16 protein-coding genes are annotated in these 23,824 nt (G+C 35.2%); all 16 read right to left on the reverse strand.

What is annotated here, in order from left to right; translation table 11 throughout:
• Positions 1–75: 75 nt before the first annotated feature.
• Positions 76–873, reverse strand: a complete 798-nt coding sequence (locus tag CHB80_RS01140) for an energy transducer TonB (protein ID WP_089369604.1) — start codon at positions 871–873, stop codon at positions 76–78.
• A 116-nt stretch (positions 874–989) separates the two neighbouring features.
• Positions 990–1,715, reverse strand: a complete 726-nt coding sequence (locus tag CHB80_RS01145; protein WP_089369605.1) for an energy transducer TonB — start codon at positions 1,713–1,715, stop codon at positions 990–992.
• A gap of 51 nt (positions 1,716–1,766) precedes the next feature.
• Entirely contained in the window at positions 1,767–2,186 is a 420-nt protein-coding gene (locus CHB80_RS01150; protein ID WP_179218057.1) for a VanZ family protein, read from the reverse strand.
• A complete protein-coding gene (gene gcvH / locus CHB80_RS01155; RefSeq protein ID WP_089369607.1) occupies positions 2,164–2,544 on the reverse strand; it encodes a glycine cleavage system protein GcvH in 381 nt (126 codons plus the stop codon). Before gcvH ends, CHB80_RS01150 begins: the two co-directional genes overlap by 23 nt.
• A gap of 67 nt (positions 2,545–2,611) precedes the next feature.
• Positions 2,612–10,057: a T9SS outer membrane translocon Sov/SprA gene (sov, locus tag CHB80_RS01160; protein WP_089370735.1), complete on the reverse strand. Its 7,446-nt coding sequence runs from the start codon at positions 10,055–10,057 to the stop codon at positions 2,612–2,614.
• 61 nt (positions 10,058–10,118) lie between these two features.
• Positions 10,119–10,700 carry a Holliday junction branch migration protein RuvA gene (gene ruvA / locus CHB80_RS01165; protein WP_089369608.1) on the reverse strand — a complete coding sequence of 194 codons (582 nt, stop codon included), beginning with the start codon at positions 10,698–10,700 and terminating at the stop codon, positions 10,119–10,121.
• Between the two features lie 115 nt (positions 10,701–10,815).
• The gene (locus tag CHB80_RS01170) at positions 10,816–13,098 is read right to left on the reverse strand and encodes an NADP-dependent malic enzyme (protein WP_089369609.1); all 2,283 of its coding nucleotides are present in this window, start codon (positions 13,096–13,098) and stop codon (positions 10,816–10,818) included.
• Between the two features lie 69 nt (positions 13,099–13,167).
• A complete protein-coding gene (locus CHB80_RS01175) occupies positions 13,168–14,115 on the reverse strand; it encodes a carbohydrate kinase family protein (protein ID WP_089369610.1) in 948 nt (315 codons plus the stop codon).
• A 3-nt stretch (positions 14,116–14,118) separates the two neighbouring features.
• The gene (locus CHB80_RS01180; protein ID WP_089369611.1) at positions 14,119–15,288 is read right to left on the reverse strand and encodes a glycoside hydrolase 100 family protein; all 1,170 of its coding nucleotides are present in this window, start codon (positions 15,286–15,288) and stop codon (positions 14,119–14,121) included.
• 4 nt (positions 15,289–15,292) lie between these two features.
• The gene (locus CHB80_RS01185; protein WP_143337025.1) at positions 15,293–15,823 is read right to left on the reverse strand and encodes an exosortase/archaeosortase family protein; all 531 of its coding nucleotides are present in this window, start codon (positions 15,821–15,823) and stop codon (positions 15,293–15,295) included.
• Positions 15,824–15,826: 3 nt separating this feature from the next.
• The gene (locus CHB80_RS01190; protein ID WP_089369613.1) at positions 15,827–17,701 is read right to left on the reverse strand and encodes an alpha,alpha-trehalase; all 1,875 of its coding nucleotides are present in this window, start codon (positions 17,699–17,701) and stop codon (positions 15,827–15,829) included.
• Positions 17,685–18,914 carry an MFS transporter gene (locus tag CHB80_RS01195; RefSeq protein ID WP_089369614.1) on the reverse strand — a complete coding sequence of 410 codons (1,230 nt, stop codon included), beginning with the start codon at positions 18,912–18,914 and terminating at the stop codon, positions 17,685–17,687. The genes CHB80_RS01190 and CHB80_RS01195 overlap by 17 nt, the downstream gene beginning before the upstream one ends.
• Before the next feature lie 12 nt (positions 18,915–18,926).
• On the reverse strand, positions 18,927–20,258 hold the full coding sequence (locus CHB80_RS01200) for an MFS transporter (protein WP_089369615.1): 1,332 nt from the start codon (positions 20,256–20,258) through the stop codon (positions 18,927–18,929).
• Between the two features lie 153 nt (positions 20,259–20,411).
• Positions 20,412–21,338, reverse strand: a complete 927-nt coding sequence (gene queG / locus CHB80_RS01205) for a tRNA epoxyqueuosine(34) reductase QueG (protein WP_371874977.1) — start codon at positions 21,336–21,338, stop codon at positions 20,412–20,414.
• 4 nt (positions 21,339–21,342) lie between these two features.
• A complete protein-coding gene (locus tag CHB80_RS01210; protein WP_089369616.1) occupies positions 21,343–22,671 on the reverse strand; it encodes a cytochrome P450 in 1,329 nt (442 codons plus the stop codon).
• 56 nt (positions 22,672–22,727) lie between these two features.
• Positions 22,728–23,750, reverse strand: coding sequence for a Holliday junction branch migration DNA helicase RuvB (ruvB, locus tag CHB80_RS01215; RefSeq protein WP_089369617.1), 1,023 nt, complete (start codon positions 23,748–23,750; stop codon positions 22,728–22,730).
• Positions 23,751–23,824: the final 74 nt, after the last annotated feature.

Below are 23,824 nucleotides of genomic sequence, written 5' to 3' on the forward strand. Positions count from 1 at the left end.
GAAAGATAGGAATTTTAAATACAAAAAACTCGTTACTGAGTAGTAACGAGTTTTATTTAGGTCATTATATTATAATTAATCCTGTACCTTAAATGTAATAGGTAGTGAATAGATAACTCCTACAGGTTTATCACCTTGTCTTCCAGGTGTCATATCTGGAATCAAATCTATAACACGTTTTGCCTCTTGTTCTAGTCTTACGTGAGGCCCTCGCGCTTTCATATCAGAAACAACTCCTTGATCATTGATTGTAAATTGCACATGAATTCTATGAACTCCTGAAAGTCCTAATTCACCTCCTAAATCTGTATTAAATTTTCTATTAATGATTTTAGAAATTTTACTACTCATACAATCTTTGCGTTCTTCATTTGAGTTTAAACCTTCACATCCAGGAAAAATTGGTACATACTGAACAAAGCTTACTGGAATAGGAGCGATATCTCCTTCATCAGGGTCTATATCATCTAGCGTTTGTAATTGATCATCAGATATAATATCATCTTGACTTGCTTCTGTATCATCTATAAACTCTTCAAGCAAATCATCATCATCTTCTACTTCTGTAAACTCATCTGGCTGCTGCTCTTGAGGTGGTGGTGGTTGCTTTTGAGTAATCTTTTCTACCTTCACTTTTTCTAGCTCAAAAACATCAGCCCACAGAGGCTCTTCTTGCTCTAGACCATCATAGGGTCCTTTTTCTGCTTTTGTAGGCATACGCATTTCTATAAACAGAATAGCTACCAATAATGATAGGATCAACCCTATCTGAAAGTGTAATGTGGGATTTCTTCGTAAATTTGCTTCATGCTTGCGTGATTTTGTGTAAGGTATGTTTTGGCGAACATCCTTACTTTCTTGTGAATTTTTCATAAGATTTGATTTTAAAATGTTAAACAATTTTTAAAGCAAATCAACAAGCATACCAAAAAAAGAAATCCCGAAAGCAAATGCAATCGGGATTTCTATATTTTATGAAAAGAAAGAAATTAATCTTCTACTTTAAATGTAATTGGAAGTGAATATAATACTCCTACTGGCTTACCTCTTTGTTTACCAGGCGTCATTTTAGGAAGTAATTTAATTACACGAGCCGCTTCCTGTTCTAGTCTAGGATGTGGAGCTCTTGAACGGATATTTACAATATTTCCGTTTTTATCAATTTTGAAACTCACAAAAATTCTATTTACACCACTTAATCCTAAGTCAGATCCAAGTTCTGTATTAAATTTTCTATTTACAAGTTTACTTACTTTTTCACTCATACAGGCTTTACGCTCTGCATTGTTCTTTTTACTTTCACAACCAGGAAAAATTGGAACATTTTCGATAACTGCAAATGGTACATCTGCAATTTCTTCTTCTTCCTCAACAACTTCTACTTCTTCTACTTCAACAATCTCTTCATCTTGTGAAACTTCTTGAGAATCTATAATAGTTTCTTCTATTTCTTCTTCATCTTCTACCACTTCAATAATTTCCGGTGCTGGTGGTGGCGGTGGCGGTGGCGGAGGAGGTGGGGTATTTAATTCTACGATTGGAATATCTTCTTCATCATCATCTGAACTTAGCTGTGCTAAATTAATATCGCTCTTCTCATAGGTCTTTTTTTCTATTACACCATATACTATCAAGAGAATGGCGATAAGTCCTATTTGAAAAAAAAACAGACTACGTTTACTAAGATCTGCTTTTGGATTTTTCTTGTTTTCCATAATTGTGAATATTAAAGAAGTAAATTAACGAAATAAAATCCTAAAATAAAACTAAAACTTTGATTTTAGCATCTTGGATTTGTTAATATATAATAGACAAGCCATTAAAGCAAGTACACTACCTGTAGTATTTGCTACAATGTCCCATATATCGGGAGTTCTATAAGAAGTAACTGTACCTTGTAGTACTTCCATCAAAACTCCATATAGAACAGTTACAACAACTATACCAGAAACAATTTTCCACAGTATTTTTGGTGAAATATCAGTTTTTGAAGAGCGCTTAAAAAACACCCATAAAATCCACAAAACTGTTAAACCAAAATAAGCCCCTGCATGCAAGAGCTTATCTATATTTGATATAGGATGTTCTACGATATGTACTGGACGCATTAACGACCCTAATGTAAGTGCTATTGTATATACTATAGCAATTACAAATATTGATTTATGCCCCAATAATAGACGCATAACCATCAGCATCTAGAAGATCTTCAACTTCTTCTGTATTGGCTATTTTTAATTTGATCATCCATCCTTCGCCATAAGGATCTTTATTTACAAGTTCTGGATCATCCTCAAGCGCTTCATTAAACTCTACAATCTCTCCTGTTAAAGGAAGAAAAAGGTCAGACACCGTTTTTACAGCTTCTACAGTTCCAAAAACCTCGTCTTTATCAAGCGTTTCATCTACTGTTTCTACTTCAACATATACAATATCTCCCAATTCTCCTTGGGCAAAATGTGTTATACCCACGGTAGCAGTATCTCCATCGATACGTATCCACTCGTGATCTTTTGTGTACTTTAATTCTGCTGGTATGCTCATTAGTTTATTATTATGTGTGTGTTTGTGTTTATGCTTTCGCGAAAGCGTATATTATACGCTCATCATACTAGTTTCCAAAATTATATCTTAACGTAAACCCAGACCTAATAGTAGTCTGTGGGAAAGCTGTTGATATTGCAAATGTAGAGAATGTATGATCATAAAAGAACAATGCTGTTAAATTTTTACTTAACGCATAGTCTGCTGTAAACTGCAACCCATATATATCTTGTCCTGCAGTAGTCTGACTATTATCAATATCAAGATATCTAATAATGGTTTCATTACGTCTTAAAGAAAGATCTGCTTTAAAGTTAAGATCACTTTTTAACACTTTTCTTCTTCCTCCAAAATTAGTAACGAATGTTAAATCTTTAATACGATATCCTAACCCTAACACATATTCATCTCCTTTTATTTCTGTAAGGATATTATTATCAAAACTTAAACCTAATGCTCTATCACGTTTAACTTCAGCAAGAATTTTAACCGAGTTTTTCATTTCAAAATCCAAGCGCATCAATGGTGTAAATTGTTCTGTTAATGTAACACTACCATACAATGTAGGGTTTAAGAAGTTTCCTGCTTGATCTGTTTGTGCTGTTTCAGGATTAAAATCTGTATCTCTATTAAAAGCTAGATTTGTATTAAACTGATTAATCGTATATCCCGCAGTATACCCATGCTGCATAGAGAATCTTTTAAAGTTTTGCTTAAACCACTTTAAACGCATTAATCCTGTATACTTAATATTCCAGTTTGGTAATGGAATATCTCTAAAAGGCCCTGTTTTTGTTTTTGAAACATCTCTACCTGTGTATGCCGCTAAGAAAGCTGGCAAGAGTACCGATTGATTTGTACGTCCAAAACCTACAGGGAATCCATTTTCATCTCTTTCAAATTCGGCAGTTCCATAAAATCTTGTAGCTAAACGGTCTGCCACTTGAATTCTGTTATCTCTAAACGTATTAAATGCTTCTGAAAAATCTGAAGTGCTTTTACTAAAGGCAGTACCTATAAGCAATGTAGAGATATTAAAGTTTCCAAAATTATTACCAGTCAGGGATTCATATTGTAATGTTACTGGGTCTACCCTATAGTTTTCTGAGTAATTTTCTTGAAAAATACGATTGAAATTAAGGTCTATATCTAGGTCTTTAAGCAATCCTATACGTGCTTGTATACCTAAATTTCTACTTTCAACCTCTCTATACTGTTGATTAAAATCTTGAAATAATGTTAACCAACCATTACGAGCAGCTAGCTCTCTTACTTCTGCTTGACTTCCAAAAATAAACCCAGCTGTAGGCCTTAAACTTCCTGAAAAACCAATTGAAGGAAGATACCCTGGAAGAAATATACCATTATCTTCTTGATAATTTATTTGTACTCTCTTTAAGGCTGTTAATAATCCAATACCCGTATTAAGAGCTTTATCTGCACCTCCAAGTGTACTTGTAGTGCCCTCTTTTTGCGTTAATGCACCTCCTTTTTCTTCATCAGTAGGAGAAGGAACTCCTCGCAATCTATCCTTGATATTATTTCCGCCTTTAGTTTTCTTTTTAAGCCCAATATACTTGTAGAGCTTATCCATTTCGAGCGTACTATTAATAGCATGTGTGTTCCTATTTTCTACAGAATTTCCTAAATCAGGAATACCATCTAGTGTTTGAAACTGTTGCGAGCCTCTTTGCCAAGTATAGCTAGCAGTATATGAATAGGTTGTATTTGTTATCCACTCTAAGAATGGGAATTTATCAAAAGGGACATCATAGTTTAATTGCAATGTTCCAAAATGTGTATTGGGTTGTCCTACATCAAAGAATCCATCGTATACTCCAAAACCTTCTATCTCTTCTCCGTTCTCATCTAAGAAACTAGGGTTTCCGTCATTATCTAAATAATTACGTACAATTCGATTATGACTTACATCATAATTAAATCGCAAGCTATTTGTAATTGGGAAATTCACACTGTATTGCCAGTCAAAAAGATAATTACGTTGAAAAAGCCTTGGAATACTAATATCACTTTCACTACCTAACAGGTCTCTAAATTTTTGCTCATTGTATTGTCTTACAATATTAGAACTCACAGAGATATTAGATGGTAAATAATTAAAATTAAAATCTTTAAGGAATTTCCAGTATTTACCTGTAAATAACGAATCATTCTTTTTAAATGGCTCTACAGGTTTATTTTCAAAATCAAAACTATAAGTACCACCAAGACGAACATTTTGGTCTCTTGACTGTTCAATTTCAAAATCTTTATGATCTGTCTGGCTATAAGAATAAGAGAATGTTAAGTTTTCTACATCATAGGGCTGTGGTTTTGCTTCTCCAGTACGTTCTTTACGAACACCTATAAAGTTGATACTTTTACGTCGTGTATAATCTATAGCCGCTCCTTCTATTTCATTTCTTTCTTCTTGCGTCGCAGCATTGGCAAGTCTATCATCTAGTTCTAAATCTAAGAACTGAGGATCGAATTTAGGAGTAATAATCTCCTCTCCTATTGCATAGTTAAAAGGTAATTGGATTCCCCATTTTTTAGGTAATAGCTGTCCGACATTTACATTTGTAACTACATCATATTGGAACACATCTTCAAGACTACGTTCTGCAGGTCCTTGTTCTATACTTCCAAATCCTACTGTACTCTGTCTACCTGTAGCAGAAACTGTAGCAAAATCGGCGATATTCCCATCAGCATTTACAACAGCGGCCCATCCTCCTTCATTACTTAAATCTGAAAGACGAAGTTCATTAAACCATACTTCTCCTCCTATTTCTCCAGGTGAACATCCAATATCAATACTTGTTCTTGGGTTTCCATTTTTAACCCCTAATAATAAGGTTCTAATATCACCAAAACTTGGAAGACCTTTAATTCCTATTCTTAATTCTCCAGGCACATAACATACTTCATCTGCATTTAAAATACGATCTCCATTTTGATCAAAGTATGTAATTTCATCAGGATCATCTTCGACGTCTCCAGAAATCACTTTTGATTTAATAGTTTGTAGTAATTCTAAATCAAGGTTCATTTCATTTACTGAAGGCCATATAGCTTCTCGATCTGTCTGAGCTACATTAAATGGGGTTGGCTCTAATCCCAATTCTATTTGATAGAAATTACTATTAAGGTCTGTACCCATACGTACAAAACCGACAATATTTTCATTATCTAATCCGTCACTACCATCTTCAACCAGTGCTTCTGCATGCATAAACATACGCAGATTCTTATACTGTCTCATGTCTAGATTATAGAACTTATAAACTCCTCTTGAATCCTGTTCTTCTAGACCATTTACACGTATAGATAGTGATTGTTCATTCTGACGAATATTATTATTGTTATTATTTAATCGCTCTCTCTGTACTCCTGGAGGTAGATTATATGGCACTGGAGAGCGTGTTTCGTTTGCTTCAATATTAACAGCAGCCACTTCAAATAATGTATTATCTGCTTGATCTTGCTCTGTAGTCTCATCAGGATCTAATGTCAATAAGTATCTTCTAAAATCTCCACGCACTAAATCTAGTGTACCGAAACGAAGAATAACATCATCTTGCCAGTTACTCATATACATACGCATAAAACGTATAGCTCTAAAATCAGAAATACCTCCTACTACGTTTGTCGCTTGACTAATTGGAACTCTGAATTGCACCCAACGTGTCGGTAAAGAAGATCCATCTTGTGTTGTTACTGTAAGCTCACGTACGTCAGTTACAAATTCGTTTGTCTCAATATTAAGAGAACTTGGATTGATATCTAGTTCGTATTCGAAATAAGCATCAATCGTATTCATTGTATTATCCTGATTGACATCTTCTATATCTGGGAATGTCGTAGAACCTCTATTGGTTTGCGTAACTTCTACTGGAGAGTTTCCTTGTAAGTTGTTAAAGCTCTTATAACGTTCAACAACGCCTCCAGATGCATTTAAGAAATAATCATAGTTATCTCCTGCTGGATCAGGGAGTGCTGCAAATCCAGGATATAAGTTTGCTTCTTCAGCATCATTTAATCCATCATATCCAACATCTTGATTGGTACGCGCTGCTCCTTCAGTATCAAAAGCATATACCAAAGATTGATTGGTAGGCACTTTACCCCAGTTAGTAGAAGTAGTAGCGTCATCAAATCCAGGTTGTGGAAATGCTATTTCTGGAAGTCCATTTTCATATTGTTTACGACCATCTTTAAGGATATCTTCAGAGATACTTCCTAAATTTATAGTCAATTTACCTCCAGGGTTTGTAGTATCATTATTTGCAAAAAATGGATCTAATAACCAGAATTCAACAAACTCCACATTCGCTTGTTCAAAATCTGTAGAGGTAAGTTGTCTCATAATACCTCCAAAATTTTGTTCTGGATTACTTAATTGTTGATCCTGCGCATCATTACTAAAGTTATAAGGCCCTCTTTCGTCTGGGAAGTATGCTAAATCGAGTGTAAATAATGCTTGTGTTTGTCCAGCTACAATATCCTGTTGTGGAAAAATCTCATCTCTAAAAACACGACGTGTTTCCGGCAATGAAAGATCTGTATCAGATATTTCGCCAGGACGTTGTGCATTATAGAATACGGGGTCAATTGTATACCAAGCTAGTTTTGCTCTTCTAAATCCTCCTGCAAGGTCATTATTAGGTAATTCTCCTCCAAATCCTACTGGAGCTGAAGATAAGAACCATTGCAATGGGCTACTTACATCAATGGCAGTTTGCGACGCTTCAAAATCTTCTATATACGAAGTTGCCTCTCCATTAAAATCAGTTCCCTTAGGTTGTCCCGGTGATAAGAATGCTGCCTCTCCTCTTATAGAGAAATTTGAAGGCGCATCTGTATCTATATTTGGCAGTTTATTTACCATTCTAGTTAAGAAGGGCACCTCTGTTGAATAACTAGCATTAATTCCAAAAATAGTATTGTTTATCGGCTCAAAACTATACGTTGCTTTTTGTGTAAGTGGTCGTTCATTTAAATTCAAGAACGTACCTCCAATAATAAAGTCTTCACTAAACCTATGCTCTACATTAAGTCCTGTAAAACGTTTGTTTTGCTGTCCAAAAACAGCATTATTCTCTACAGAAGCGGTGATAGGAATACCTGAAGCTTCAAGAGATTTATCTAATATGATAACACGTCCTAACTGATAATTAACAGTATAGTCTAACCCTTCAACTAACGGACGTCCACCTGCTGTTACTGTAACTGATCCTTGAGGAATATTAAATGCTCCTAAAGATATTCCTTGCTCTTGAGTAGACTTATAACGTCCTTTAAGCAGGAACTTATTTTTTTCAGCATTATCACGTGCTATTGTTTTGGTAGACTTGTAAAGTGTCCTGTATACATATTCTTCCTGATGAGGGTTGAATGTATTTAACTCATTATCTGAGTTTGCAATACCATCATCATAAACCTCAGAATCATCACTACGAAGGATATTAAATAAGTGTTCTCCAAAAGGCTCTACAGTTGTAAACACGATACTTCCATTTTGCACATGAACTGTGGTTCCTGGAACAAAATCAAAGAAACCATCTCCACCTACCTGAGGGTCTCCAAAAGCAGTTAAACGATCTAAGTTAAATAATCGCAATAATGTATTAGATTCTAACGCTCCTCGATCTGCATTACTACCTGATTCTCCTGGATCTGTATTTCCATTAAATAAAGTTGGTAACGTAGCTCCTGGAACAGGTGTAATAAAGTTTAAGGGAGAAGGATCGGCATATACGATATTCATACGGAAACCATCTTGCTCTAATTGAAAAGCACCTAAAGGGTAAATGTTTTTCATCATTAAGTCCCATACAGGTTCTTGTACGTTTGTCAAATTACTTTTAAGCATTTTAACAACAAGATTCTGAGGACTTCCTGCTTGACCTGCTGGAATTACAGTATCCAAAATACCATTTCCATCTGCATCTTGTCCATTAGGGACACCATCTCCATTAATATCAGCATCGGCATCATCAGCAATTCCATCATTATCTTGATCGGGTCTAGTCACTGGGCTATCTGCATCTGCAATATCAGGAATACCATCTCCATCTGCATCAGGACGATCTCCATTTGTTGCTTCTACACCATCATTTGCAAATTCTCCAACTTGAAATACCTGACCTCCCACTGTATATTGGAATGCAACCCCAAGTACTTCATCATTATTTAATCGCTGATTTAATGAGACATACCCTAATCTAGGGTATAATGTATATTGGTTAGGTTGTAGTTTACGTGCATTTTCTAATAACACATAATCAACTCCGTCACTTACTTGTACGCCACCAAATCCCTGTTGTACTGTTGCCACATCTCTAATAGAGCTATTTAGTACAGATTGCACACTAGGATTTGTAATTCCCCTAGGGTTAAAATCATTATTAGAATTATCTGGAAAAGCAGATGCAGGACTATTTATAAATCCTGTAGGAGGAAAATCCAAACCAATATTAGTTGGGTTTGCTTCCCCTATATCCTGAATCGCAACAATATTACGTGCATCCTGAGTTTGGTTTTGCCTATTGGTTATCCAAACTTCCATACGTGTAATCTGGATGTTGTTATTTACAAATGGATAATTCCTTAGAGACTCATCATAAGTATCTCTAAAGTAGTGTGCTAAAAAGAAGTGTCTGTTTTCGTCATAATCTAATGCTGCCACTTCAAAATCTTGAACAGTTGCTCCTCCTTCTGCAGTTACTGTACGAGGTTGTGATCTATTCTCAGCAAAAACAGCTGTTATGCTTGTTTTCCCAAATTGCAATTCGGTTTTTACCCCAAACAAACTTTGAGACCCTTGTATCAAGGAGCTATTAAGTGGCATTGCCACATTACCTACTTCTATTTTTTGAATAATATCATCTTCTGTAGGCGTATATTCTAATTTAATTTGGTTTTGAAAATCAAAAGTAGATTCTGTATCATAGTTTGCCGTTACTTGCAAACGCTCTCCTACTTTTCCAAGTAAACTCAAACTAATACGTTGATCAAAATCAAAGGTTAAGTTACTTCTATTACGAGGTGAAAAGGCGGGGTTATCTTGTTTAGTAAATAAGACACCTAGATCCATTTCTACAGATCCTTGAGGTGTAAATTCTATTTCATTTCCTCCAAATATAGTTTCAAAAAGATCAGATTTTACATATAGTGTTGGTATTAAACTCTTTTGAGCATCTTTTCCTTCATCTGTTCTTCCATCTAATGCTGCTACTTTCTCATCAAAATATTGTTTCATTTGCTCATCTCTGAGGCGACGAAAATATTCTTCAGGTGTTAAAATAAGTGGATAATTAATATTAAAAGACCCTAATTGTTCTGTATACACGTATCGATCTGTTTCTGGATCATAGGTATATTTTGTAACAATACTATTAGGATTAGGCAAGGACAAGTTTCCAAAAGAAAATGTAGTTGGTACTGAATCTTGCACTGTTGGTTGGTTACCTTCTTGAGCCATTAATGAAGAGGTTCCTAAGAAGAACATTCCTATAATAGCTAATAAACGTATATGTAATTTTAAGTAATATTTTGTCCCCAAAATGGCTTTATAATTTTTTTAATGCTTCTTTTATAATCATCTCTACACTAGCATCCGGCTTTTCTTTAAGTATTTGCATACAAACTTTTTCGGATTGTTTTCTTGCAAAACCTAATGTTTCTAATGCTGATAACGCTTCATCTTTGTGTGTATTGCTCTGTAAGGCAGAATTGACATCCAAATCAAACACTTTTAAGATTTTATCTTTTAAATCTAAAATAACTCGTTGCGCCGTTTTTGCCCCTATTCCTTTGATTCCTTGTATAGTAGCCACATCATTTGATGCTATTGCTTGTTTTATTTGATCAGGATGTAAAGAAGACAACATTGTCCTAGCTGTACTTGTCCCAATTCCAGAAACAGAAATCAACAATCTAAATATCTCACGCTCCATCACATCCATAAACCCGTATAAGGTATGACTATCTTCTTTAACTTGAAGGTGTGTATAAATAGATATGGCTTCTGCTTGTGGTAAAGCAGAAAACGTGTGCAGTGATATATTAACAAAATACCCAACCCCATTGCAGTCTACGACCACATAGGTTGGATTCTTTTCGATAAGCCTACCCCTTAAATGAGTAATCATCTTTATTTCTAGTGTTAAGCCCGTAAATGTAAGAAAATATCTTTACCGAGAGTCATCATTACGGATAGATTCTTAATGAGTACGCTTTCGCGAAAGCATACTTAGAAACAATATATTACATACCGTGCTTTTCTTTCTTTTGAGCATCTATCACCGCAATCGCAGCCATACTCACCATCTCATCAACGCTAGCTCCTAATTGCAGCACGTGAACAGGTTTACGCATTCCAAGCATAATTGGTCCGATATTCGCTGCTTTTTCAAGCTCTTTTACCATTTTATAGGTAATGTTTGCACTCTCTATATTTGAAAACACCAAAGTATTTACTTTTTTACCTGCTAGTTTAGAAAACGGGAATTTGCTTTGTAACATATCCTTATTAAGTGCAAAATCTGCCTGTACTTCTCCATCTACAATAAGATCTGGATAATGCCTATGTAAATAAGCTACCGCATCACCTACTTTTGTTGCTTTCTCATTGCTAGAAGATCCGAAGTTTGCATAACTTGTCATAGCAACTACGGGTTCTAAACCAAACATTTTTACTGTAGTAGCGGTCATGTGAGCAATATATGCAAGTTCTTTTGCTGTAGGATCAATATTTATAGAAGTATCTGCTAAAAATAAAGGACCTCGTGATGTAATCATTAAGTTACAAGCTGCTACTTTCTGTACACCTGGCGCTGGGCCTATTACCTCTAATAAAGGTTTTACTACAGATGGATAACTTCTACTATGCCCAGATAACATTCCGTGGGCATCTCCTTCATTAACCATCATTGCGGCAAAATAATCACGCTGTCTTAATAATTTTTTTGCTTCAAACAAGGTAATTCCTTTACGCTCGCGCGCTTTCCAATAAATCTCTGCATATGCATTTACTTGCGGCACTTGCTCTTTAGATTTTGGATCTATAATTTCTACATCTGCATCAAAATCTATCTCTTCTTTTAGTTCTAGAATCACTTCTCTATTTCCTAGCAATACAGGAATTGCAATCCCTTCATCATGTACAATCTGAGCAGCTTTCAAGACATCTAACTGATCTGATTCTGCAAAAACAATACGTTTAGGATCACGACGTGCTCTATCTAATAAGAGTCTCACTATCTTATTATCTTCACCTAATCTTTCTAATAATGCATCTTCATAGGCATTCCAATCTTTAATAGGTTCTTGTGCAATACCACTCTCCATTGCTGCTTTTGCAACTGCAGGAGGCACTGTAGTAATTAATCTAGGATCAAAAGGTTTGGGTATGATATAGTCTCTTCCAAAAGTAAAGCGAGTTTCTCCGTATGCAATATTTACTTGTTCAGGAACAGGCTCTTTAGCTAATTGTGCCAATGCCTTTACAGCAGCCATTTTCATTTCCTCATTAATTCCTGTTGCTCTTACATCTAGGGCTCCTCTAAAGATAAATGGAAATCCTAATACGTTATTTACTTGGTTAGGATGATCAGAACGACCTGTAGCCATAATAATATCTTTACGAGTACGACAGGCAAGGTCATACGCAATTTCAGGATCTGGATTTGCCATGGCAAAAACTATTGGGTTTTCTGCCATAGAAAGTATCATTTCTGGCGATACGATATCTGCAATAGAAAGACCTACAAAAACATCGGCATCTTTCATCGCCTCGTCCAAAGTATCTATTTTTCTATGTGTAGCAAACTCATCTTTTTCTTTAGATAAGACGTCTCTATCTTTTCTGATAACACCCTTGCTATCCAGCATTACTATATTTTCACTACGTGCTCCAAATGCCTTATACAAGCGAGTACAAGAAACAGCCGCGGCTCCTGCACCACTTATGACAATACGTACTTCTCCTATTTTTTTATCCGCAATCTCTAATGCATTTAACAATGCCGCTGCAGAAATAATAGCAGTTCCATGTTGATCATCATGCATCACTGGAATATCAAGCTCTTCTTTAAGTCTACGTTCTATTTCAAAAGCTTCTGGTGCTGCAATATCTTCTAGATTAATTCCTCCAAAGGTAGGCGCTATATTCTTTACCGTTTCTACAAATGCATCTACATCTTTTGTATCTACTTCTATATCAAATACGTCTATCCCTGCAAAAATTTTAAAGAGCAATCCTTTTCCTTCCATTACAGGTTTTGACGCTTCAGGACCAATATCTCCTAGACCTAAAACGGCTGTACCATTAGAAATAACTGCTACTAAATTTCCTTTTGCTGTATACTTATATACATTTTCTACATTTTTGTCTATTTCTAGACAGGGTTCTGCTACTCCTGGAGAATATGCTAATGCAAGGTCTCTTTGAGTTGCGTATTTTTTTGTGGGAACGACAGCAATTTTACCAGGCATTGGTTTTGCGTGATATACTAATGCTTCTCGACGTTTATTATTGTACTTCTTCATAGTTGGTAATTGACTTGCAAAAATAAGATATTCTAATGGCTCATAGGTTGCTTAATTATAAACAAGAGCTTATGTAATTCTCAATAATTCTGAAAGGACATCCATATTGGGTGGTAATCTACCTACATTTTGCAATTTAATGGCTGCTAATGTCAGCGCAATTTTAAGGCATCTTTCTACAGGAAATTCTTTTAGATAAGCAAACAAAAAGCCACTCCAAAAAGCATCTCCAGCTCCTGTTGCATCCATGATATTTTCCACTTTTTCGGCAGGAAGGGTGATAGGTGTTTTATGCTTTCGCGAAAGCGTAACTCCTTTACTTCCCAATGTTAAACACACTGTGGTCACATTAAGGTGATCATGAAAAAATGTAAAGATTTCTTCATGAGAAAGGTGCTCTTCAAAAAGGCGTTCCATATCATCTTCACTAATTTTCACCAAAGGGTCATACTGACAATATGTTTTAATTGTCTCCATTGCCTTTAACCTGTCTGGCCATATTCTGGGAGAATAATTAATGTCAATACTTAGGGTAACCCCTAGCTCATGCGCTTCTTTTGCCTTTGCTAAAATGGTATTACGAGAAGGGTTTTTACTTAAAGCAAAAGCCGTTGTGTGAAAAATACGCGTATTTTCAAGTACTTCTGTAGGAATCTGATTTTCAGTAATCATGGTATCTGCCTTTCGAAAAGGGATAAAATCAGGGGTTCCTTTTGTTTTAGAAACAAATATGACAGATGTAGGCTGTATGGCATCTTTACGCACATACGTTGTATTTACTCTATTATCTTTTAGTTTATCTAATATATAAGTTCCAAATCCATCTTCACCAATGGTACTTGCCAAGCAAACTTTGACACCTAACCGAGTCATGTTCATCGCTACATTGGTAGGAGAGCCTCCTAAATAACGATGATAATCTTTTGTTTCTTCTATAGCAACTTCTTCTTGATGTCCTATAAAATCAATAAGAGTTTCCCCTACACAAAAAATATCTATGTTGTCTGTATGATTCACGTATTACACTAGTAATTTATTATTATTTAATGTTTGCTCAAGCAATACACTTCCTGCGGCGCTCCAAGTGCAAAACGGAACTCCATTAGGGGCTCCTTTTTCAGAGTTGAAGTTTTCGTAAAAACTCCAATCTTCTATTTGATTTAACTGTTCAATTTGAGCATGTACTTGTCTTGCTTTATCTTTTTCTCCTTGTATTACTAATCCCACTCCATAAAACCCATTTACCATTTGCCATGTTCCGCCATTATGGAATTCATATGGGTAATTACGAAATTCGTATTTACAATTATTGGTGAGCCATTTCCAATCTTCATCCCCTTCTTTTATAACTGGCCAAAAAGCTGGGACAAGTTGCAAATCTAATGAAAGACGAAGTGTTTCTGTATAGTTTATCAATTCTTTATGATCTTGGGGAGTTCCTACATTTAACAGAAGTGCTAGACTTGATGCAAACGCGTCAAATTGTGTTTGATAGCCTGCAGGTTCTAAAGAGGCTACCCAGTATGGTGTAGCTTTCAGGTTTTGATATGCTTTAGGATGATACCGATTTTCTTTGGTATCGCTTTTCTTATAATTGGCGCGTATTTTTTGTGTAATCGCTTTTTCTTTTTCTTGTAAAACTACATCTTTATCAAAGTGCAAATAAGATCGCAACGCCCACAATCTTAGCAATTGGTCATATAGAATAAATCCTTGTGTAGGATACTCATCTGCCCAATTACCACTACGAGGCACATACATTAAATCTCCAGCATTGTATTCCCAACTTTGTTGAATTTGAAATCCTTTATGAATATGCGGTTGTAATTGGTGTAAAAAAGAGGTGTCGCCAGTTTTATATACATATTGACACACCCCTATGATAAACCATGCAACAGTATCTACACGTCCAGCTAGCCCTCCATAACTCACCGAAGATTTTCCTTCTTCAAAATACACATTAGAAGGAATCATCCCATTTTCATGCTGATGATTTGCCAATGTAAGCAAGGTGTTTTTCATTGTAGCGACAAGCATTTCATCACCATCTAATAATCCTGCCAAACCGCATATCACCCCATCACGAGCCCATACGCGTTTATAATTTGCAATATCGTTAGCACTAGCTAAAAAGCCCTGAGGCGTTGCTACTTTTTTTAGAAGTTCTATGGAATGTTGGTATGGAGTCATTATTTTACTTCTTTTCTAAAAAGGAGATATTATTTGATTTTAAAAGTCTTTCAAATCTTGAAACTTGACTTTCCAATTTAAAATATGCTACTACATATATAATTAAGCCCCATAAAATGGGTATTCCAATAAAAAATAGTATTTCAAAACTGAAAGCAAGTGAATTTACAGTATATAAATATGAAATAAGTAAAAACACCATAAAAGCTAAAAAAAGAGGAAACCAAAAATGAAAATAGAATGTTTTCCCTAGCCTTTTTTTGACCTTTAAACTACTTATTTCTTCCTCGAATTGAGTACTTTTTTTTAAATGTACTTCCAAAAAAACTAATGGACCAAAGGAGGGTTTCAAAACCATAAAAGAAAATTGATCTTTTAATACATAAGACATACTTCCTTGATATTCTCCTGAAAAATTAAATTGCTTACTTGTAAAAGTAGCATCTATTTCTTCTCGAATTGTTTTTTCGACAGTATCTACTGAATGATTTGTATTAAAAACCTCAGATTCTTCTTTTATTTTTAATAAATGCAACATTTAAAACAAGGTGTCAGGATCTATTAACTGATCTAGTTTATTTCTTAAATCAGGATGTAACAAAGAGAGTCCATATTGGTAAGATGCATTCATCCATCCAAAACCACTGGTAGTAATATAATCAAACTCAGTTCCTACATTACCATACTCTGCATATACTTTATGGGTACAAGCAACTACATCGTATTTTTCTGGAATTGTTCCGTTATAATCGACGGCATTACGAGTAATCATCCATAGCCATCTATAAATAAGTTCTTGTAGTGCTTCTTCAAAGTTATAGTTTTTAAGGCCTCTCCAAATCATCATTTGATGTGGCGCCCATCCGTTAGGATAATCCCATTGGCGTTGTACAGCTCCTTCCAGAACTTGATCATTCATCTTTTTAGAAGTTCCTGCAACCCCACCTTTTTCTTTCAAGTCATTCATTAGAGATTGCAACATCTGACTTGCATCTTTCTCACTTGCTATTCCTGCCCAAAGGGGTATATAATTAGAAGCGCTTTCAAAGTGCGTTTGTTCTTTGGTTTGGATGTTATAGTCAAAGTATTGCCCTCGCTCTTCATTCCACATCAACATATTCATACGCTCAATCCTTTGTTGTGCTACCATTTTCCAATGAGATTCTTGATATCCTTCAAACACTCCATTAAAATAGGTGTCAATGAGGTAGGCAAAGTCTATTTCATATTTATATAATAAACTATTTATATCTACTGTATTCAAGTCGGCGCATACATCATCGAGTCGCCACGAAGTATCATGTCCACTTTCTCGTAGGCTTCGGTCGTGCGTAAAATAGCTATCTAGCTTTGGTTCTTTTAGTGCTCCAGATTGGTACAGTTCCACATATGCTTTGATTGAAAAGAGGCCCCCTTCATTGTCTGTGCGACTCGCACTTTTCGCGAAAGCGGATAATACATCATCAAAATGCCCTTCTTCAGTCTCAGGAGGAATCCCAACACCTTGTGCATAATAGCGATTCAATCCATTTTCTGTAAGACGAGGTGCCTGCATCCAAACGGTTTCATATTCTTGAATTGCCACCTTTAAAACACTCGCTAACCATTCTTTTCCAATAGAAGGAGCTGCTTCATATACTTCACGAATAAACGAACTCAAAAAAGGCGGTTGCGTTCTGGTAAGGTAATACGATCGATTTGCATTTAATATTTTACCATAGTGTGTAATTTGATAACAGAAGTTATCTACCATGGCTTTGGCAAGATCAATACGCCCATCAAGAATAAGTCCTACCCCTTCAAAATAACTATCCCACCCATACATTTCATTAAATCTTCCTCCAGGCACTACAAATGGGACACCTTTCCCTTCTTGTAACGCTAATGCTAGAACACCTGGTTTTTCATTAATTGATTTTACATATGTTGGCGTAATTTCTTTTGGAAGTATCACAACTTCCAGATTCGGAAATTGCTGTTGTATGTTTTGATAATAAGCCACGCCTTCTGCATCTGTTATGGGCACATATAATCGTTGTGTGGCATCTGTTGCCTTGTCATCTCCTAGGCTTTTACGCAAGCCTTCTGCATCTAATGTACGCGTTAAATCATCCCAAAAATAATCTTTAATCATCCTAGAAACACGTGCAGTTGGCGCCTCTTCTATTTTAGATAATGGAATAATGGCTTCGGTCTTTCCAAGAGCTTTTTCTAAGGCAAGTTCTTGTAGAAAGTTTGATAAGTAATAGGTGCCTTTTATGACATACGCTTTCGCGAAACCATCCTCAGAAAGAAGATCTATTGTAAATGCTTTAGGTCCTTTATCTTCTATCGTAATTTTTTTATCTCCATCAGTATCTTCTTGAGATAGTAACCGCTGAAGAGTCTCTTCTATATTACCCTTGAACTGCATTACTTTTCTTGATTAGTTTTTTAATAAAAATCACAGATAGTATTAGTAATATTATTGGAATAATCAAGAAGTAAAAGGCCTTTACTCCTCCAATACTTTCAAACAATTCTCCAACTATCCTAGAGCCAATAGTACCACCTAATGCTGAAAAAACAATAATTAATCCAGACATAGGGGAATGGAGATTTTTAGGTAAATTACTTAAAACTGTAGAATTTAAAAGTGGGTAAATTGGAGCTATAAACAAACCTATTAATGGCAGAATAAATCCTAACATAGGCACATCTTCTAGCGCTGTTAAAATTAAACTGTCTCCACTTGGTTTCAATTGCGGTAATACACTAAGTAATATTATCACAGAAATAATAGAGCAAACAATGACTATTTTTTCCCAAGCAATTTTTTTAGACACCCAACCTGCTATAAATCTACCGGCAGCTAATGACAATGCAAGTATTGAAGCCATTTGCACACTTAATTTTTCTGAAAAAGAAAATATTTTCTCATTAAAACGTGGTAACCAAGTCATAATTCCTTGTTCTACCATAACAAAGAAAAATGCAGAAAAAATAAATATTAAAACAAGCGGAATCACTAATAGCCCTATCGAATTTTTAATATCGCTTTTTAAATCGTTTCCAGATGTTTCAATTGGAATATCAATTTTTGAAAAAAGTAATAATATGAATGAAAAACCAATTAGAGCACACAATACTGGATATACATTGAGCCAAGAGTTTGGATCTTCACTATAAAAAGCAGGAAAAATAAAATATGCAGAAGCGATACCCACCATAAAGAAACCTTCTATAGAACTCATCAATGACGAATGTTCCCTAGAATTATTGGTAATAACTCCTATAAGACTATATACCGATAACTTTATGAGAGCAAAACTGATCCCTACTGACATAAATAATAACTTAGCGGTATCAAATGTATTTCCATAATACATACCTATACAGCCTAGAAAAACAATTGCTAAGGCAATTAGCATTGCTTTTTTATAACCAAAACGAGGTAGAAATGATGCTACGATAAAAGAAACTATCGCAATAGGCATGTCTTTAAAAGCTTCCAAAACAGAAGCATCGCCTTCACCAATATTATAAACATTAATAGATTTGGAAATCACAATCCCAACACTATTTAGCAAGATTGCAAAAACAAAATAATTTAGATAGAGAGAGATCTTTATTCCTATATTTTTCATAGCATTACTAATTTATAATTCAGTCACTGACTCAGATACTGATGGTTTTAATCTCAATGCCAAAAAAGCTGCTATTGCAAAGAATACACCCCCAAAAAGAATAGCATTAATTGCATTACCTCCTAATAAATATTTATAAATAGGTCCAAAAGTTACTGTTTCTATACCCATTGGAATAACGATCATCATATTAAGTATTCCCATATAGATTCCTCGTTTGTTTTGAGGAACAATTTTAGACACCATGGTATAAGGGATTCCCATCATTGCTGCCCAACCTATTCCAAATAGAGTCATAGGAACTAGTAATAATATAGGATCATTTACAAAAGGAATTATAAAAAGTGCTACTGCCGTACCAACTAAGCTAGCTGCATATATTTTTCTCCCACCAAACTTTAGTGTTAAAGGAACTAAAGCAAGAGCTACTATCATCGTCACCGAATTGTACGTTAAACTCATCTTAGCAGCTTGAGAAGTAGCCTCTCCAATACTAAAGTTTAATGTATTTTTTAGCAGCGGCACTATATATTGCCAGTATACAAACAAAGCGTACCATTGAAACAAATACACACCAGCAATTTTCCACATGAACTTAGGCATTGTTTTTACAGTCTGCGCAATTTCCACAAAGGGCTGCTTAAATTTATCCTTTAATGATAATTTTCTAAATTGATTAATCTCTTCCATTTCCTCTTCAGTAGGCGGTATTTCTTTTGTTTTGCTAATAGACCACAGAACTGTCGTAATAGATAAGATAGCTCCTACGAAAAAGGCATAATAGAGCCACTTAGGAATAGTACCAGCCTCTTCTTCCACTAAACCAAAAATATCTTGAAAATATATAATTGATATCATAGCAATTAGTGTGCCCGCACCTACAAATAGACTTTGCATCTGATACCCAAAGCTCAATTGTTTTTTTTGTAATTTATCTCCTATAAGAGCCCTATATGGCTCCATTGCCATATTGTTTCCGATATCTAAAATCCATAACATTAAAACAGCCACCCACAATACTGGGCTAAAAGGAAAAGCAAATAAACATAAGCTCCCAATGATTGCCCCTATCAAGAAAAAAGGTTTTCTACGTCCAAATTTTGGAGACCACGTCTTATCACTTATTGCACCAATAATAGGCTGTACAATGAGTCCCGTAACTGGTCCTGCAATATTCAATATAGGAAGAAGATCTTCTGTAGCTCCAAGGTATAAGAAAATAGGATTAACCGCACTTTGTTGCAAACCAAAACTAAATTGAATTCCAAGAAATCCAACATTCATATTCCATATTTGCCAAAAAGAAAGTTTAGGCTTTTTAATGTTTTTAAACATACTGCTCATTTTTAAGAAAGGAAAAAATGCTATTTATATATCATAAATGCATTTTTGTAGTAGTAATATCTGGATTTTTTCTGAAACTATATAGGTTTTATAGTAAATACTCAACGAAAACGATTTCGTAAATTCTCCTTTAAAATCTCGTAAAAAATGGTGTTATTCTTTTAGAAACTGAATGTTACGAAGTAATCCTGTATACTTTGTTCGCTTTACTGCCGATTTTTTAAATACTTCCGAAAAGACTTCTTGTGTGATTTCTTCCCAGTCTTTTTTGGTATACTCTAATAGTTTAGGATGAGGATTGAACAGAGGCTCTTTATGGGATGTGCTAAATCGATTCCATGGGCATACGTCTTGACATACATCACAACCAAACATCCAATCATCAAAGCTTCCTTTTACAGAAGTAGGGATTGCTTCTTTTAACTCTATGGTAAAATAACTGATACATTTACTCCCATCTACCTTATAAGGCTCTACAATTGCTTGAGTGGGGCATGCATCAATACATGCTGTACAATTCCCGCAATGATCAGTCACAGGGGTGTCATATTCCAGATCAAGATCAATAATCAATTCGGCAATAAAATAAAAAGAACCTGTTTTTTTGGAAAGGACATTACTATGTTTTCCCATCCATCCGAGGCCACTTTTTACAGCCCATGCTTTATCAAGCACTGGAGCACTATCTACAAATGCACGTCCGCCTACTTCGCCTATTTCTGCTTGGATATAATGTAATAATTCTTTGAGCTTATCCTTGATTACAAAATGGTAATCGGTACCATATGCATATTTTGAAATCTTATAGGAGTCTGCTTTTTGAATCTCACTAGGATAGTAATTCAACAATAATGAAATCACACTTTTGGATCCTTCTACTAGTTTTGTTGGATCTAGACGCTTATCAAAATGGTTTTCCATATACTGCATCTCCCCATGCATATTGTTAGCTAGCCATTGTTCAAGTCTAGGTGCTTCTTCTTCTAAAAATCCAGCTTTAGAAATACCACAAGACATAAAACCCAAACGTTTTGCTTCGGCTTTGATGAGCGCGGTATATTTTGCTCGATTTTCTATCACTTAGTTAACGAGGTATAAATTCTAAAATCGCATTTTCAGGCTTTAAGGTAATCAAAGGTTTGATTTCTATAGGAGTCTCTTTTTTCTTTATTTTATACTGTTGTATAATTTCCGTAATTGCGAGTACCATTTCATACATAGCAAAATTATTTCCAATACACATTCTAGGACCTGCTCCAAAAGGGAAATATGCTTTGTGTTTCATTCCTGCATTATTTGCAAAACGGTCTGGATTGAAAACCTCTGGATCTTCCCAAAAATCTTTATGTTTATGTATTTCTATAATGGAGAATAATAGATTTGATTCTTTCGCTATCTGTATACCATCAAATTCATCTTCTTCATAATTAACACGATCTACAAAATAAGCAGGCGGATACAATCGCATGGATTCTTCTATCACTTGCTTCGTATACTCGCAATGTTTTATGTAGGGTAATAAAGAATCTGTGTTTGCTTTCGCGAAAGCGTACTCTTCATAAATCTTTTCTTGAACATCAGGGTGCTTTGCAAGAAGTTCCAGGGTAAATGTAAGCGCATTTGACGTAGTTTCATGGCCTGCCACAAATAGAATTAATATTTCATCTATTAATTGTGATTCTTCCATTCCTGTACCATCTTCATAACGGGCATCCAGCAACATATCTAACAAATCGTTTTGTCGCTCTCCACTTTCCCTACGTTCATTCACAAGTCTTTTTAGAATTCCTCGAGCTTCTATAGTGAGATCAACGTGTTTTTTAATTGGCCCTCCATATTTAAAATACAACGCTTTAAACGGTTGTCTTAATTCCTTAACAAGCATTTGCTGTGCTGCTTCAGTAATGTGCTGTAGTCTTTTAATAACCGCAGGATCAATCTGAGTTTTAAATAACGCTTTTGCTACGGTTTGAAAAGCAAGATCATTTAATATTGGGAAGATATCTATCTCTTTATTCGGTTGGATAGTACGCACCTCTATACGTATAGCTTCCAAAACAGTTTCCAATAACTGTTCTAATTGTTTTTTATGGAATGCTGGCTGTATAAGCCTACGTTGTTTTTTCCAGAGTTCTCCTTCTGAAGTAAGCAATCCCTTCCCAACGTACTTAGAAAGGTCTTTTGTCTGAATTTTAGATTTTGTGTAATTACGTTGATTCTTTTGCAAGGTATATAATGCAAATTCAGGGTTTCTAGAAAATATAACCGAGTTACCTAGTCCAAGTTTTAAGCGAAATGTATCTCCTTTTCCTTCAAAATTTTTATGATGAAATGGCAATGGGTTCTTAACAATCTTACTTGCGTTTTTAAGAAAGCTGAAAAAAGAAACAGTAGGAATTTTTTTTTCTTTCAAAATACGATGGTTATATAATTATGCATCTAGCATTTTTTTATATTAAGTATACTGGCTTAAAATAGTCCTCCTTGTACAGGCCCTTTAGTTCTTCCTAAATGACGATAGGCTTCTTCGGTCACTTCTCTTCCTCTAGGCGTACGCATAATAAACCCTTGTTGTATTAAAAAAGGTTCATATACTTCTTCTATGGTTTCTGCACTTTCTGATACGGCAGTAGCTAGTGTGGTAATTCCTACAGGACCGCCTTTAAATTTATCTATAATGGTAGCTAGTATTTTATTATCCATTTCATCTAGTCCGTGTGCATCTACATTGAGCGCTTTTAAACTAAATCTGGCAATCCCTATATCAATAGTTCCGTCGCCTTTTATTTGAGCAAAATCACGTACACGACGTAATAATGAATTTGCTATACGAGGGGTTCCTCTACTTCTTCCTGCTATTTCTATAGCCGCTTCCATAGAGATAGGAACACCTAAAATATGAGCACTACGCTGTACAATAGAGGTAAGAAGTTCTGTACTATAATATTGTAATCTAGAAGAAATCCCAAAACGAGCTCTCATAGGTGCCGTAAGCAGTCCAGATCGCGTTGTTGCGCCTACAAGTGTAAACGGACTTAAATCAATCTGTACGGTACGTGCGTTTGGCCCTGTTTCAATCATAATATCAATACGATAATCTTCCATCGCCGAGTATAAATACTCTTCTACAATTGGACTTAAACGGTGTATTTCGTCTATAAATAGTACATCTCTTTCTTCAAGATTTGTAAGTAATCCTGCCAAATCTCCTGGTTTATCTAATACGGGACCTGATGTGATTTTAATATTTACATCTAGTTCATTTGCAAGAATATTTGCCAGTGTAGTTTTCCCAAGACCTGGAGGTCCATGAAAAAGAGTATGATCTAATGCCTCTCCTCTTAGATTAGCGGCTTGTACAAAGACTTGAAGGTTTTCTAACACTTGATCCTGACCTGTAAAATCTTCAAAGGATAACGGGCGTAATGCACGTTCTACATCCATCTCTTCATGAGAATATTTATTACTTGTTGGATCTAAATGTTCATTCATAGTATGATTGAATAATACGTATTACACAAATATAAGGATTGTCTTAGTACGCTTTCGCGAAAGCGTAAAAAGTA

It is taken from the genome of Dokdonia pacifica, from assembly GCF_900188275.1.
GTDB classification, from domain to species: Bacteria; Bacteroidota; Bacteroidia; order Flavobacteriales; family Flavobacteriaceae; genus Dokdonia; species Dokdonia pacifica.

Excerpts from the sequence above, each read along its gene's own strand:
- CHB80_RS01190 (WP_089369613.1), bottom strand. The coding sequence starts at position 17,701 with ATGCAGTTCAAGGGTAATATAGAAGAGACTCTTCAGCGGTTACTATCT.
- CHB80_RS01140 (WP_089369604.1), bottom strand. The coding sequence starts at position 873 with ATGAAAAATTCACAAGAAAGTAAGGATGTTCGCCAAAACATACCTTAC.
- CHB80_RS01150 (WP_179218057.1), bottom strand. The coding sequence starts at position 2,186 with ATGCGTCTATTATTGGGGCATAAATCAATATTTGTAATTGCTATAGTA.
- ruvA (WP_089369608.1), bottom strand. The coding sequence starts at position 10,700 with ATGATTACTCATTTAAGGGGTAGGCTTATCGAAAAGAATCCAACCTAT.
- CHB80_RS01170 (WP_089369609.1), bottom strand. The coding sequence starts at position 13,098 with ATGAAGAAGTACAATAATAAACGTCGAGAAGCATTAGTATATCACGCA.
- CHB80_RS01180 (WP_089369611.1), bottom strand. The coding sequence starts at position 15,288 with ATGACTCCATACCAACATTCCATAGAACTTCTAAAAAAAGTAGCAACG.
- CHB80_RS01145 (WP_089369605.1), bottom strand. The coding sequence starts at position 1,715 with ATGGAAAACAAGAAAAATCCAAAAGCAGATCTTAGTAAACGTAGTCTG.
- CHB80_RS01200 (WP_089369615.1), bottom strand. The coding sequence starts at position 20,258 with ATGAGCAGTATGTTTAAAAACATTAAAAAGCCTAAACTTTCTTTTTGG.
- CHB80_RS01195 (WP_089369614.1), bottom strand. The coding sequence starts at position 18,914 with ATGAAAAATATAGGAATAAAGATCTCTCTCTATCTAAATTATTTTGTT.
- sov (WP_089370735.1), bottom strand. The coding sequence starts at position 10,057 with ATGTTCTTCTTAGGAACCTCTTCATTAATGGCTCAAGAAGGTAACCAA.
- gcvH (WP_089369607.1), bottom strand. The coding sequence starts at position 2,544 with ATGAGCATACCAGCAGAATTAAAGTACACAAAAGATCACGAGTGGATA.
- ruvB (WP_089369617.1), bottom strand. The coding sequence starts at position 23,750 with ATGAATGAACATTTAGATCCAACAAGTAATAAATATTCTCATGAAGAG.